This is a genomic window from Nocardia sp. CA-084685 (genome assembly GCF_050955785.1).
Classification (GTDB): domain Bacteria; phylum Actinomycetota; class Actinomycetes; order Mycobacteriales; family Mycobacteriaceae; genus Nocardia.
In genome coordinates this window covers 8,119,812-8,136,030 of the sequence record NZ_CP192094.1, presented here as the reverse complement: position 1 = coordinate 8,136,030, position 16,219 = coordinate 8,119,812, and the positions used below count along the sequence as shown (strand labels likewise).

The following is a 16,219-nucleotide window of genomic DNA, read 5'->3' as shown; positions in this document are numbered from 1 at the left end:
CGTCGCCGGTCGGTTGCGCAGCGACATACTCGAATTCGGATACCGGATGGCACGCGACCACCCCGAGCTGCGGCAGTCGGATCATCCCGCGGGCGTGCTGTACAGCATGGCGATTCGAGAACGGCCGTTGCCGTCCTCGGTGGACCACTCGACCGTGCCGGACGAGAACGTCGCAGGAGACAACCGATATCCGGTTGCGATTTCCGGTCTGGGTGAGGCGATCACGCTGACGTTCGACCTCAGCAATGGCCGATACCAAGTTTCGCGTAATCAGGCCGGGGCGCCACGGGGTGCCGCGGTGTCCAGCATTCTGGCGCAGTGGTTCTCGGTGATGAGCGACTCGAAACCGGAGCGCCTGGCGCGGAAGATCGGCAAGGCACTGGAAAAGCCGCGAAAAGGGGACATGTCTCATAGCGGATCCAGTGACATCAGTGCCGCGGCGGCGGTTGCGCGGCTGGTGGGCGTTCCCGTCAACCTCGACTATTCCGTCCACGAGCAAAGATCTGACGTTGTCGACCAAGAGTACGAGGATGTGGCCGAGTGGGCGGTCGGCGAATGCGCCAACGTAAATACAGGCATCGCACAGCTCAGGACACTGCTCGGACGGGCTGCAATCGAGGTGGACGCGCACCGTGTCGGCGTGGCGTTCCCGATCGAGGAGACGATCCGCACCGGGCGGCAGTTGAACGCCATCGTGTGGCGTCTGGCCCATGAACTGTGGTTCTACACCAAAGGCATGAATCTTCGGAAGGCGGATGACCAGCAGTTGCGGCTGTTGGAAATCGCGCCGGAGCTGCCCGCGGCGGCGAACGTCGTCCTGGAACTCCTCGAGGCACTGTCGGAGCGGGTACCCGGGGCGGACTTGCCAGATTGGCCGGAACCCGAGCGACAGAGTTTCGACAGGGACCTCCGTCGGATAGCTGAGCCGGTGGCTGAGGTCCTTGCCCAGTCGGATCCCATCGAAGCGGCTTTCGTGTGGCAGGAGCGGGCGCGTCCATGGGTGGAGGCACTGAGCGCTACCTTCGACGACGGGGCCACGAACGGCCGAATTTGGGCGCGGGATGCCGACACGCAGTTGGTGGCCTACCGGCCAGATGCCCCCGACGACCCGTCCGATGGCGGCGCTGTCGGCCCACTTCCACCGGGGCCGTCGAGCACGCCGCCGCAAGATGGCGGGGCCGCATCGTCGAATGACGGGGTGTTCCGAGCGGCCGACCCCTCCGATGGTGCCGGGCGTCGGGCGTCGGAGCCGGACGACGTTGCTGCTGTACCCGAAAGGCCGGTACCCGACGGCGACACGGCGCCCGACGACGGTGCGATCTCCATTCTGGTCAATGAACTGACACAACGGCTGGGGTTGAAGCGCGGTGTGCTCACCCAGGGCAGGTTGCGGCACGCGGTGGAGATCATCCAGATGCAACTGCGGCTGATGTCGGCTCGGCAGTGGCAGCACATGGTGCTGAACCGGGACGTCGATGATGTCGCGGCGCAGGTTGCGGCATTGCTGGGCGAACGGGTGCGAGCCGACGCGAGGATCTCAGAGCGCACGATGACCGTAAACAAGGCCGCGGGGCGCTCGCATGCCGCACGCGAAAGGCTGAGGTTGTCGCTCCAGCCACAGGGAGCGGCCGACGCCGAGCGCTTGGACCGCCTGTTGTGCCGGATTCTGGCTGTGCCGGAGTTGGACCGTGGATTTGTGCTCGGAGATCCCGAACAGCCGTTGGCCGCGCTGCGGCGGATGGCCGAGGATCTGGGTTCGCCCGAGCTGGTCGAGCTGGTTGAGCTCGTCGACCGTTATCTCGCGGCCCGCTGGCATGGATCGGCCACGGCCACAGTGGATTCCGTGGTAGCTACCGATTCCGCCGGACAGGTGCCACGGCGACTGTCGAATGCCCAGGTACGGGATGTCGCGCGGCGAGCCGAGGTAGGCACCAACTTGGTCCGCCGTTTCCTGCGGGGCCTCGAGCCGGCTGATCCGGCCAAGCTGACGCGTATCCGGGAGGCGTTGGAGGATTTCGGACATACCGCGCTGTCGAATGTCACCGATATTCCTGAATCGCCGGTATCGACGCCGCCGGCGATCGGCGGCAGCGATGGTGTGCATCGTGGTGTCGGTGCGGCCGATCCGGCGCTGATCGCCGGGAGCGGCATCGAAGTCACCGGCGAGACAGCCACATTCGAACTCCCGGATGTGCTGCGGAATGCGCCGTTCAACTGTGCGCCGGCGATGGTCGGTTTCGTCAACGACTTCCAGGACGAGATCGGCGCGCCGCGCGGGCCGGGGTTGGCCGATTCGCCGGAAATCGATCAGCACGGTGTCTATGAGGAGGCGATCGCACGCGGGATCGGCCTCGAGTGGAAAGAGGACGGGTTCGGGCTCGGGACCGAAGGACTGCTCGCGGTACTGCGGTTGGTCGACGATCCGGCGGCCCGCAAGGATCCGAGTAAGCGCCGGGCAGTGGCCGGTGTCATGGAATTCGGTGATGCGGGTGGGCACGCGTTCGCCGTGAAGATGCGTGCCGACGGCCGGATCGAGGTCTTCGAGAAGGTCGGCGGGGAAGTGCAGCGCTGGGTCGGCGATGCCGAGGTCCGGGCGTGGCTCGCCCAATGGTCCGGAAAGGTCGGCCGAGTACTCGGGATTGTCGTCGAAAAGACGCCGGGCTCGGGCAAGCTGTTCGTCGAAGGTCGCGATCGTGCCGAAATCATCGCTCGCGCGGCGCCGAGGGGACGTATCCGCGGCTCGGCGGTCGGGATGCGCACCGAATCTGCCGGGGCGATCCTCGGCTCGACCGAGACTTGGAGCCGATCGCAGCGCGCGTCGGCAAAGCTGTTGGACCGGGCAGGGTTCCGGGTTGAGCGCGGCCGGGACCTGCGCCTCGACGGCCGGGAGTTCGCACACGCCGTGCCGCCGGTATCCGGTGTCCGGCCGCTGCGCTCATGGCTCGAGCATCTGGTCACAGGTCGGCAAGCCGATCGGATCGTGGTCGACCTCGTCGATGCCGGTGCCGGTGTTCAGGAGCTCGCGCGGGAGTTGAACCACCGGCCGATCGCGGGGTTGCGCGAGCTGGTGGTGATCGACCGCTACGGCACTGTCGTGCAGCTGGATCGACTCGATGTATCGGATGCGTCGGACGGAAATGGATCCGCTCCAGATGCGCACGAGCGCAAGGACTCCGATCACATCGACAGCGATGATCAGGGCAACGCCGAGTCGGGTGGGCGCGGCCGCGGCGACGACGGTGGCGACGGACCACCCTTGCCGCCGGAATTCGGCGACGAGCCGGCCGGCCCGCAGCTGCCGGTTGCCCTGGCTGCCATCCGATCCGCGGACGAACTGCGCCTGCAGCAGGTACTTGCCGAACTGGTGATCGAACACGGTTATCGCACCGAGGATCTGACCCCGGAAAAATTGCCGACGAAGCTGTCCGACTTCTATCGGGAGATGGAGGAAAAGAGCAGTCAGCCCCCCGGAACGGTGACCGATGACGCCGGGGTGCAGCGGGCTCTCACCCTGCTGCCGGAACACCTTCCGCCGGGAGTGCGGGAAACGCTCGGGCAGGCGTTGAGTGATCGGTACGGGCGGATCGCACAAGTCGATGTTCTGCATGCTCGGATCACGATGATCGACCGGTTGGACGCGCAGCTGCTCGAGACATACTCGGACAGTGAGCGTGGCGAGGAGTTCCGATCGCTGACAGCCCAGGTCGCCGAGCTCGGCGGTTTCGCTGCCGAATTGAGCGAGGCACGCAACCTGCCGCTGTTGCCGCAGCAGGTGCTCGGTGTTCCCGATTGTGGTTGGGAGCCTGGGCAATTGCATCCGGATGCGGTGGTCGAGCAGGTTGTGGGTGACCGGTTCGCGATGGCGGGTATGCAGCTTGCGGATGCGCTGCCCGGGGTGGATCTGGATGCCCCGACGGTTGCGCAGGTTGCGGTGTTGCTCGGTGACGATCTGCTCCGTGTGCTCGAGTTGGAGCCGCTGGCGGTGGAATTCGAGCGGCTGCGCGAGGCGAAGAACGCGATCGACGCCATCGAAGCACAGGCCGACCGATTGCGTGATGCTGCCCGCCGGTTGGACGATTCCATGGCGAGCATGGTGCCGGAATCGCATGGCTTGCCGGCCGCACGGATCGGGCTGGGTGTGGAGCTCATCGCGTTGCGGCTGCGAACGACGGCTGAACTGGACGCCGAGCGCGAGTATCTCGTTGGTGATGGTGCCCAATTCGGAGTAGACCCGGGCGAATTCGACAATGAGCAGTTGAAGCAGTTGCGTAATCGCCGCGCTGCGCTGGCGGAACGGCTCGCGGGGTTGCTCAGCAATGTCACCGCGCAGGATTTGACGTCCACGCGGGTCGACGAAATGGCGAAGCAGCTGGGGCCTGAGCTGGGTAGCTCCCCGGTGTTCGACGCTATTCGGCATTTGGTCCAGCTCGATGTGATATTGCGCGACGCTGCCGAATTCATCGATGAGAACAAAGCCGCCGGGTTCCGCGCCGAGGTGTTCGACAAGCTGGAGAATGCGCTCGAGGAAGCGCATGCGGAGCAACGAAATTCGGCGTATCGGCTGGCCACCCTGGGTCGTTCACAGTCCGCTGAGCCAGCTGGGCAGATGGCAGCCGCGATCATCCGGTTGCGGCAGGCGGAAGAGAGGTTGGCGCGGTTACGGGCTGAGCGCAAGAAGCTCGGTGACCTCGCGAGTGCGCTGCTCGAGACCGGGAAATATCTGGGTATCAAGATCGAAGACGTCTTGATCGAGAGCGATTTTGCCAACGAGGATCATATCGAGGCACGTAGACGGCTGGATGCGGATCCCGGGCTGGGCCGTCTCCACAACATGCGTGCCGAGCTGCATAGGCGGCTGGATGCGGCCTTGGCGCAAACCGTCGCGCTGACGACTGCCCCGCGACAGCTGCCGGACCCGAAGCCGTCGCACCCGGTCGGTCTCGAGCCTCGCGTTGATGGTCCGCCGGTTGTTGGTGAGACAGCTGTGTTCGAGGTTCCGGATGTTTTGCGGGATGGGCCGTTCAATTGCGCGCCGGCGATGGTCGGATTCATCAATGACTTCCAGGACGAGATCGGCGTAGCGCGTGGGCCGGGTCTGGCTGATTCGCCTGAGATCGACGCGCGGGGGGTGTTGGAGGAAGCGATCGCGCGTGGGGTCGGACGCGAGTGGAAAGACAATGGTTTCGGGTCCGGTGTCGGCGGGCTGCTCGAGGTGTTGCGGGTTGTCGATGATCCGGCGGCTCGGGTGGATCCGAGTAAGCGTCGTGCGGTGGCCGGTGTCATGGAATTCGGTGATGCGGGTGGGCATGCGTTCGCCGTGAAGATGCGTGCCGATGGCCAGGTCGAGGTGTTCGAGAAGGTCGGTGGGCAGGTCCGGCGCTGGGTCGGCGAAACGGAAGTCCGGGCGTGGCTGGCCGAGCGGGCCGTCGGGGTCGGCAGAGTGCTCGGGATCGTCGTGGGGAAGGAGCCCGGCGCCGGCGGGGTATTCGTCGAAGGTCGTGATCGTGCCGAGGTCATTGCTCGTGGGGCGCCGAAGGGCCGGGTTCGTGGCCTAGTTGCCAGTGCGCTTACTGCACCGGCAGATACGGCCGGTTTGGCCGGGGACCTCACTGCGGCTCAGCATGCTTCCGCAATAGTGTTGGCCCGGACGGGTTTCCGGGTCGAGTCGGGCCGTGGCGAACGAGGCGATACCGCAGCAGATCTGCGTCTCGATGGTCGGGAATTCGCGCATGCGGCGCCGCCGGTGCCGGGGGTTCGGGCATTGCGTTCGTGGCTCGAGCACACAGTGGTGGGCAAGAAGGCCGCTCGGGTCGTGGTCGACCTGATCGAGGCGGGTGCCGGCATTGGGCAGCTGGCGCAGGAGTTGAGCCGCAGGCCGATCGCGGGGCTGCGTGAGTTGATCGCGATCGATCGGTACGGCACAGTCGTGCAGCTGGATCTGCCGGTGGCGAATGCCTCGGATAGGGCGGACCGGGGTGTACCCGAGGGCGACGACCGCGCGAACTCCGAAGGCTTCGACGGTGTCCTCGGAGACGGCGATAACCACCGCGATGCCGACTCGGGCGGTCGGGGCGATGACGGCGAAAGCGGGGACGGTCCCCCGCAGCGGCCGGGGGATGGCGATGAGCCGGTCGGCCCGGAGCTGCCCGAAGCCCTCGACGCTACGCGCCGCGCCGACGAACTGCGCCTGGAGCAGATCCATGCTCAACTGCTGACCGAATATGGTTTCGGCACAGCGGATCTGGCTCCGGAAGCGCACACCGCCGAGAAGGTGCAGCAGCAGCTTTCCGTCGTCTACCGGGCGTTGGAACAAATGGGCGGATGGCCCCCGGGGACGGTGACCGATGGGGCCGGGGCGGAACGAGCGTTCGCATTGTTGCCGGAGCGGGGGCATCCGACCGAGCTGACGGCCTACTCCAGGCGGGTGTTCGACAGGCGGTCCGAGCAGCTGAAGCTGGTGCGCGAGGCCGATCGGCTGCACTTCCGGATCACGCTCATCGACCGGCTGGATGCGCTGCTGCTCGAGACATACCGGGACAGCGAACGTGCCGAGGAGTTCCGATCGCTGGCAGCTCAGGCCCGCGAGTTTTCCCGGCTTGCCGCCGAGCGCCACCTGGTCCAGGACGCACCGCTGTTGCCGCAGCAGGTGCTCGGTGTTCCCGATTGTGGTTGGGAGCCTGGGGAATTGCATCCGGATGCGGTGGTCGAGCAGGTTGTGGGTGACCGGTTCGCGATGGCCGGGATGCAACTCGCGGATGCGCTGCCGGGTGTGGATCTGGATGCCCCGGCGGTTGCGCAGGTTGCGGTGTTGCTCGGTGACGATCTGCTCCGTGTGCTCGAGTTGGAGCCGTTGGCGGTGGAATTCGAGCGGCTGCGCGAGGCGAAGAACGCGATCGACGCCATCGACGCACAGCGACTGCAGTTGCGTGATCGCGAACTCGAGCTGGACTCTGCCATGGCGCGGCAACTGTTCGCGCGACCGGCACCGAAAGAACCCACGGCCGGCTGGGGCGGGCTGGGCGCGGAGCTGATCGCCTTGCGGTTGCTGACGACGGATCGGCGAGACAGCCTGCGCGAGTTCCTTACTCGGTATGGCGCCCGATTCGGTGTGCGCCCGGATGAGTTCGATCGTGCGCAGCTTCGACAACTGCATGCTCGCCGAGCAGCGCTGGCGGCACGGCTGGCCGGTTTGCTCAGCGATGTCACCGAGGAGGATCTGACACCGGAGTGGGTCCGGAATCAGGCGATAGAGCTCGGACCCGCGGGCAGTTCGCCGGCCATCGACGCCCTGCGGGAATTGGCCGCCCTGGACGGACTGCGTCGCATCGCCTCCGAGTTCGTCGCCGAGAATGCAACGGCCACATTCCAATCCGGCGTGCTCGACCTGCTGGCAGATGCTTTGGCAGAGGCACATTCAGCGGAACGGCTCGCCGCGCGTCGGCTCGCCGCGCTGCATCGTTCCCATGCCGAGACGGGTGCGCAGCGGGCGGCGGCGGTCATCCGGTTGGAGCAGGCCCAAGAGCGATTGTCCCGGCTGCGGACCGAGCGTACGAACCTCGGCGCACTTGCCGCGCTGCTACGCGAGAGCGGGAATACCCGCGCCGAACTGCAGCAGGAACTCATCGATGCCGTAGGCAGGGGCGATCCCAGCCGACTGCAGGGTCTGGCGTTGGAGCTGATGCGACTGCAGCGTGAGCGTGCCGAACTGGAGAAGCGGCTCCTCCACGCGCTGACGAAGACAATTTTCGTGACGGCCCCGCCGGTGCTGTTCGGTGGGCAGGGTATCGATACGCTGCCGTCCTCCGGCTTCGACGGGATAGGCGGTGCCTTCGGGGCCGGTATCGGCGGCGGAGTGGCGGGCTCGTCACTCGGCAACAGCTCTGCCACGATGTGGCGGGGCGGGGGCCTCACCGGAATGACGTGGAGCCCGATACGGTCCGGAAGTGGCCCCACCGACGGCACCGGCGAACACGCGACGCCCGAGTCCGATTGGCGCGGTCGGCTGCAACGCGATATCGAACGCGAGCAGCAGGTCGATGCGCTCACCGCCGTGGTCCGCCGGGTGTTCGCGGCTCAACCCGAGGACGTGCCGGAGATTGTCGAATCGTATGTGGCGCAACCGGAGCAGACGATCGACGACTATCCGGCCGGTATCCTGGAATCCGACTACGAGGAGCTGCGCGCCGCGGCGAGCTACTTCATCGATGTCAATCGGGCCGACGAGCGAGGCGCGCAGCGTATGCGGGCGACGGCAGATCGGCAAGCGGCTCGGATAAAACTCGCCCGCGACCTTCGCGAACACGGCCTGTCGACCACCGGACCCACCGCCGGGCCGGCGGAGCCACCACCGCAGGATGGCTTGTGCGCGCCGCTGGCCGGGCAGGCGGTCAACGACTACTACCACGATGTGCGTAACGGCCGGCGAGTGGTCACCATGCCGACGGTCGTCATCGACGAGGAAGGCACCCCCGGCGCCGCGCTGTCCTGGCTGGCCGGCGGACACGCCGACCCCATCGGAACGGGAGTCGCAGGCCACGAGGCCATCGCCGCCACGCTGTTCGGCGTCGAACCCGGACAGACACCGACTGCGACGCAGCGCGAAAGCAACCACCGCCGCGGCATGTTGGTGATCGACACCTACCTCGGCGAGTCCGAACACCGCGCAAACGCCTACTTCGTGGTCAACCACCATGGCGAATTGCTGAAGTTCGACCGCAGCGGCGATACGGTCGGTGAGTTCGTTCCCGACCACGCGGACGGTCTGGTGGCCTACAGCCACATCATCGAACTCGACACGAACGGCGATCCGGTCCGCCCGCTCGAGACCACCTGGGAACAGCAGGAAGCGGCTCCGGCTCCGCGCACCGATCGGCCGCGTCGCCCCCGCGTCGGCAACGTCACCGGCAAGGGCTCCGATAGTGACGCCGGCCGTGATTCGGGCAAGGTGTCGAAGCGGACTGCGGAACGCAGCGAGAAAGCCGAAAGTGCTGCTGCACAACCAGTTCCGGGCGGCGTATTGGCCGCGTTGCGATCGCAGACGTATATCGGCAAGTCGGCTGAAGAAGTGGTCGAGGCAGCGCTGGCCGGCGATGCGGAGTCGGTGCGGGAGTTCTGGAGTGCGGTCGATCGGTTGCCAACCGAGGACCAGAAGCGGTTGATGAAGCTGACCTACGCGGGGCAGCGGGGACCCATCCGTCACGACATCGTCGACCAGCTGGTCAGGGCGAAGAATATCCGGGCGCTGCGGGTTCGTGCACTTCATCACGTGGCGGCAATGCTCACCGGCCGTGAGAATTACGTGACGCCCGTCGGTCCCCCGGTGGCGGCTGTCAGGACTGCCCTCGGCGGTGACGCGGAGTCGGTGCGGGAGTTCTGGAGTGCGGTCGGCCGGTTGACGGCGGAGAACGAGAAACGGCTGCTGCGTTTGAAATTCGCTCCGGAGCCGGGGCAGTTCGATCTCGAGCCGGGGCAGACAGAACCCACGCTGACACAGATCGCAGCGGTGATGCCCGAGGTCAAGGATCTCCGGTCGTTGCTGACGCGCGCTGCACGGCATGTGGCAGACAGGCTTGCCGAAGGTGAGCCGGACATGGATACCGGTGAGCACGCAGGACACGACAGCCTTGCAGGGGATGTGGTCCGTGCTGCTTTGCGTGGTGACGCGGAGTCGGTCGAGGCGTTCTGGCAGGCCGTCGGTGAATTGAATTCCGAGAACCAGAAGCGTTTGTTGAAGCTGAAGTTCGCTCCAGAGCCGGGGCAGTTCGTGCTGGAGCCGGGACAGACAGAACCTACGCTCACGCAGATCGCAGCGGTGATGCCCGAGGTCAGGGATATCACTTCGCTGCAGTTCCGCGCTCTGCAGGCTGTGGCGGACAGGCTCACCGGAGGTGGCAAGGAGGCTTCGAGTCCGGATGGTCCGGCAATGGACGTGGTCCGAGCCGCCCTGAGTGGTGATGCGGCGTCGGTTGCGGCGTTCTGGCAGGCCGTCGGTGAATTGAATTCCGAGAACCAGAAGCGTCTGTTGACGCTGAAGTTCGCTCCGGAGCCGGGGCAGTTCGTGCTGGAGCCGGGGCAGACCGAACCCACGATGCCCCAGATCGCGCCCCTGATGCCTGAGGTCGACGATCTCGCCTCCACATACAAGCGCGCTATTCGCTTGGTGGCGGAGGCGCTCACCGGCGGCACGCCGCCTGTGGCGTGGAGTAGTCCGGCATTGGATGCAGTCGCCGAGGCACTCGCTGGTGACGAGGAATCGGCACAGGCGGTGTGGAGTGCCGTCGAAGGGCTGAGGTCCGAGTATCAAAAGCAGTTCATGATGCTGAGGTTTGGGCCCGAGCGGCTGGAGCTGTGGCAGATCGCGCGGCGGTTGCCCCCGGGCATGGACATTTCGTCGCTACAGAAACGTGCTGTCGGTCGCGTGGCGGCGGTGCTGGCCCGGCACGAAAGCGCCGCAGGTGAAGCAGCCGAGATAGTCCATACCGGCACAGAGACTCGTCCGGCGAGTCCGGTTCCGCAATCGCGAAAAGCGTTGGCCGCGCTCGAAAAAGCCTGGGATACGAACTGGAAGCGGATTTGGCGGCTCGCTCGGCGAGAGCTGCCACCACGGCAGCTGGAGTACCTCGAGAAGCGGTTCAAGCTGGGTTTGGAACCGGATGAAGCGGCGGCGGCACTCGGACTGGACGCGGCGGCATTCACTGCCTTGCAGTACCGCGCCGTGCTCACGCTGGGGCCGTTGCTGCCCGCAGAGCCGACGGTCGCGGACGGCGCAGCGACCACGCCGGTGGCGAGCCGGGATGCTTCCACCGAGGCATCGGTTGTGCCGCAGTCGGATGGTGACCGTTTCGGCCGGTGGTTGACCGACATTGGGCATGAGCCGGGCGAAACCGAAGCCGGGCCGTTCAACTGTGGTCCGTTGGTGCAGTGTTTCGTTCGCGATGCCGCACCGGGTGACGTGGGTGCGCTGATGCGTCCGAAGGATGTGAACGACGAGGCGATCGCGCTGGCGGGTATCGGCAAGGTCGAGCTTGTCGAGGGCATGAATATCGGTTGGGGCGAACAGCATTTCGACACGGGCACAGATGGTTTGGCCGCCATGGTCGAGCGTGTTCGTCTGCGCGGTGGTGTTCTGGTCGGTGGTATCGACCCGGCGGGTGACGGACTCGGTCACGCATTTGCAGTGGCCCGGGTCGATGAGGCTTTCGCCGAGAAGTTGAACGCTTTGCCTCCCGAGCTGCGTGGCCAAAACGATGTCGTGCCCGGTGAGGTGGTTGTCTTCGACAATGCCGCCGGCGGTTTGCTGCGTGGTAGGGCGGTGCGGCGCTGGGTGAACTCCGGCTGGATCGGTTCCGCCAAAATCTATGTGGCGGGTCTCGATGCCGAGGGCAAGGCCATCGATGAGTTCGAGAGTGCGAAGGTTCAGGCTGGACGTGGTCCGGCCGGGAACCTGGGTGCGGCACGCGACGGTGGCCACGGCGAGACGAACGTTCCGTCGGATTCAACGACAGCCGAACCAATCGACGACGAGTGGGTCGGCTTCGATGATTCCGATCCGGGCGTCATCGTGCCGGTCGCACCGCCCGAGGTCACGGCGCGACTGGTCAACCCCCTCGATTCGGCGACACACCCGATGTCGACTCCAAAGCCGCCCATGCCTGCGAACAGGGCACTCGAGCCGGGCGAACTCAACCAATATGCGACTGCTCTGGATGCGCTGCCCGATCTACCCGAGGGCTATGGCCGAGTCGTTCATATAACAAAAAACCCCTCTGCCGTTCCCGGAATAATCGACAACGGATTCCGTTATGCACAGCGCGGCGCATTGAATGGGTCGGCACACATTTTCGAAAGAGCCGAAGATGTACGCTTCGACGGTAATCGCGACCCCCGCTTCTACGGTCCGGGCTCGATAGCGATAGTCATGGATGTTCCGTTCTCGGAACTGAACATGCATTCGAATTTCCGCACTGCACCCGGCACGGTACCCAGTAGGTACCTGGTCGGTGTGATCGATGTGAGCGATATCGTCAACAGCACGGCCCCTCGATCCGCGCACGTGGGTGGCCGGGCGTTGGAATTCGTCAAGCTGACCTGGCATGACGATCGGAAGGCGTTCCGGCGTGCGCTACGGCAACTGCCGGCCGATGAGCAGATGTGTATCCGTTCGCGGATCATCAGGGAGGAATCCCGTGCGCAGATGGTGGTCGCGCTGGCCGAATTGGAGCGCACCGAACAGGGTCTCGCTCAGCTGTACAAGTCAGCAATCCGCCACCTCGCCGAGGAGATCACCGGCTTCAAGCCACCCACCCCCGCCGAGGCGACCGAGCGGATCGAGGCGGCCCAGCGTTACGCCGCGACCGAGCTCGAGGAGCTCGTCCGCGATCTCGACCCGGAGCGGTTCACCGACGACGAGAAGCGTTATCTGGAACTGCGATTCGCCGATGGTTTGTCATCGGGAGAAGTCGCCGCCGCGCTCGGCAAGACCACGAACGCGGCTGCCCGGCTGCGGGCCCGTGCCGTTGTCAAACTGGCGGAAGTGCTTGTCGCCGAGCTGCTTCCCGGTGAGGATCGCGACAAGTACACGATCCTGGACACGGTACGGCCCGTCACGATAGCCGACGTGGCGAACCTCGCCGGGGTATCCGTCGGTACCGCTCGGCGCGCCTATCGCGGCAGCATCGACTCGCCCGCGGTCACGGCTGCCATCGACCGGCTCGGCTACCGGCCGTCGCGACGGGCCCGGGGCACGATGAGTGGCGGCTGGCCCATGGCGGAACGGGCCGGTGTTGGGGACACGGTTGCGCCCCAGCGGGTTCCGATGGCCGATCCAGTCCCGTCGCCGAAGCCGATGAGCGCCGGTGCCCGGCAGGCGGTTCCCGTTGATGATGGTGTGGTTGCTCATGCCGCACCGGAGGGTTCGACGGGCGCGCGGGAGGCGGGGCATGTTGCGAACCAGTGTGGGCGGCTGGTGTTGGAGTTGCTGGATTGGGTTGCTCCGGAACTGATTCCGAGTGCCGAGGAGCTCGGTCTGGGTGGCATGGTGGTCAAGGACATCGTGCGCATTGCGGGGGCGGATCCCGCGCATGTTCGGCGGTTCGAGGTTGATCCGGTTCGTCCGCATCGGGGTGTTGTGGATGCGTTGCTGGGTTTGCCGGAGTCGATGCGTGAGGGTGCGTCGGTGCTGGTGTTCGACGGTTTCGACAAGGCCGATGAGCATGGTGTGGCTGGGCACGCGTTCCGGTTGGTGGTGCGCGACGGTGAGATTCATATCGAGGATCCGGGCAGGGGGGTGTTCGGTCGGTTCGAGGATGTGATGGGTGCGGGGGCGTTGGCGGATTTGCAGGGGGTGTGGGCGGTCGGATTCGATCGTGCGGGGAACCCGCTGGATTTGCCTGGCACGCAGGCCGACGCTGCCGATCTCGAATTCGCCGTCGGTTTGTCCCAGGACACGATCGGCGACCAGGCATTGTCGATGCTGGCCGGGGCCGGATCGGAATGGCTGGCGCGGTTGTCGCGAATCGTCAAAGTTCAGCATGTTCCGAGATGGTCGGCGAAGCGTCATGCCTCCTTTGATCCCGAGACGCTGACCAACACCATCGAGACGCTAGGTGTGGATCTCGTCGTCCAGACACTGGGGCTGATTCACGAGAATCGGCATGCGCGGGACTTCGAAGACAGCCCCTGGGCGGACGCGGCCACGATGTTGCGCGGTGAGTATGTCCACGCGGCTCTGCGCTATGAAGCCAGGGCGTTTGCCGAAGAAGCGTTGGTGGCCATGGCATTACACTCGCGTGGCTATGATGTGCCCGACAATGTGAAGGAATTCACCGTCTTCGCCGAGGCATATAGGGCGGCTGTCGCCGATGCCCAGCAGGCACAAACAGATTCAACTCTTTCCGAACTGGCGACTGTCGGGTATCGAGCCGGTGTCCACGCCTTGGAAGAGTTCTTCGGCTCACCCGATAAGGACGGCAAGCCGAGAAACTATGTCCGACAGGCGCGGCGGGAATGGCTCGGTGCTCGTCGCGAGGCTCAGCAACAAACTGTGTACACGCCGACTACGCCGGAGAAGGCGATGGAAATCCGGCGGTCGGTGCTGGCGAGAACTGCTGCCGATCGGGATCTCGCCGCGGTGGACCGCGCACTCGAGCGGGAACTCGAGCGTCAGCGGCCGACTGCATCCGCCCCGCTGTCGAATGCCGATACTCGTCGCCGGGAACATGCCGCACTGCTGCTCCGTGATTTGATCGCATGGCGGGCGGCCGCGGCTCGGGATGCGACCGACCGCCATGCCGAGGTGGATTCGGTGGTCGCGAGCGACGTGCTGACCGCGATATTGCATCGTGAGCCCGGCACGATGCTGACCGCTCACGTCGCGGTAATCCGCGGTAGCCGCCCGCGCCTGGTCGTCGTGGCCGGTGACGGGGATCATGTCCGATTGCGTGCCGCCGCGATCGCAGCTCATCCCGAATTGCCGGGCCTGGAAGGTCTGGACTGTGAGTATCTATCCGCCACCAGCGACTGGAACGCAACGGTGCGAACGGACCGTCTCGAGAATCCAGAAGCCCGGCCCCAACAGCACGTCCCTGAGATTCCCTGGCTGGATTTGGCCGAACAGGCGTCGGCGCGGCGCATGCGCCGCGCTCGGCAGATGCTACTCGATATCGAGAACGGTGCGTGGGCCGATACGTTGCTGCGAGACAACGGTATTCACGTGCAGTTGGAGGCACATGCCGACGACCGGTTGTATCCGTCCCGAAAAGTCCTGGTGCTCGATGCCGGCAAGTCCGATGTCGAACTTGCCGCCGCGATGTTCGCAGGTGCCATGGATGTCTGGCATGAGCTGAACCCTGACAGCAACCCTGTTCGTGATCTGACGAATCCGGACCATGCGCAAGACCCGGACGGTACGGAATATCTGCGGGTACGACTCGAGGAGGAAGCGCAAACGCAAGCCGCGCGTGCCGAGGCGATGCGGCAACTGCGGGAGGCCGGCTACGACACCGAGCCGCCCGACGCCATCGAACTGGTCTACACCGCGGCATACCGTCATGTTCTCGACGGGGTCGGGCACGGTCGTACCCCGGCAGAGGCTGAATATCGACTCGCGTGGCAGGCAGGCGTCGCCGCCGTGCAACCGTTGCTCTATCGTGTCGGGCCACGCCTGGCCGGTGGCACCTACGCCGACTTCTATGACCAGGCCTGGGCCGAATCCCGCGGTACCGCATCGGTCGACGCCAGCGTGTTCGACCGGGTGTTGGCCGAGGCATTCCAGGACGACCTTGACCTCGCCGTCGGCGCGGATTCCGCGGCCGAGGCGCGGACCGAACTCGATGTGCGGGGGCGGCTGACCGAGCTGGGCCGGGAGCGGAGCGCGGCCCTGGAACACCGAGAGCGGGCACGCGCCGAACTGATCGAGTTGACCGATAACGAACTGGCCGAACTGGGGCCGGTTTCCGGTGAGCTGGAACTGTTGCGGCGAGCTACCGATCCGTTGAGCCGGGCATTGGTCGCCTCGATCGATACCTATCACCACTGGGACGCACAGGTCGATCTACTGGACGCCGCCATCGACGCCTATGTGGAAGCTGATCGTCAGCGGGCAACTTGTGATCTGCTCGCCTTCGAGAGGTCATACGATCCGATGCGGGCGCGACCGGGCACCACACTGATGGTCGAGCTGACTCGGCAGCGGAACACGGTTCGGGCCGAACTGGCGGAATTCCTGGACATCGAACCGGGACAGGTAACCGCGGACCAGGCATACAACCTGTTGGGCCAGGCACAGCAGCAACAGCAGTCCCCGTTGCCGCCGGATGATCCGAGGCGGTTCCTGTTCGCTGACCGGACGGTCGCGCTGTGTGAACAGTTCCTGGCAGTGGACCCGATCGTCCGGGCTGTCGATCGGTTGCGTGATTGCGAAGCACATGCCCGACAGCTCGACGAGCGGGCCCACCCCGCCGTGCCGGAGCCGAAGTCCTCGGCGACCCGGATCGCCGAACAGCTTGCCGAGGTACCGGATCTCGGCCCCGACCGCCGGGCCGCGGTCACCGCGGTGCTGGAAAAATCCTTGGCGCACAATAGCGCGGCGCTCTGGCCGGTGGAGCGTCTCGGTGCCGGTCACCGTATCCAGGTGCGCGACGGTGCCGGCCGCAAACTGGTGGACGTCGAGATCGCCGATGGCGTGGTGGTGGTGCGAGCACACCTGCACCGCGAACAGCCC

The 16,219-nt window shown here is 65.7% G+C and carries 1 protein-coding gene (running past both ends of the window); it reads left to right on the top strand.

The whole window is internal to a LacI family DNA-binding transcriptional regulator gene (locus ACQP2U_RS36125; RefSeq protein WP_433711634.1) on the top strand: the coding sequence, 100,644 nt in all, runs 57,851 nt past the left edge and 26,574 nt past the right edge, and what appears here is coding positions 57,852–74,070 — codons 19,284 (partial) to 24,690 (complete); the first complete codon in view begins at window position 2. Both codon boundaries (start and stop) fall beyond the window edges.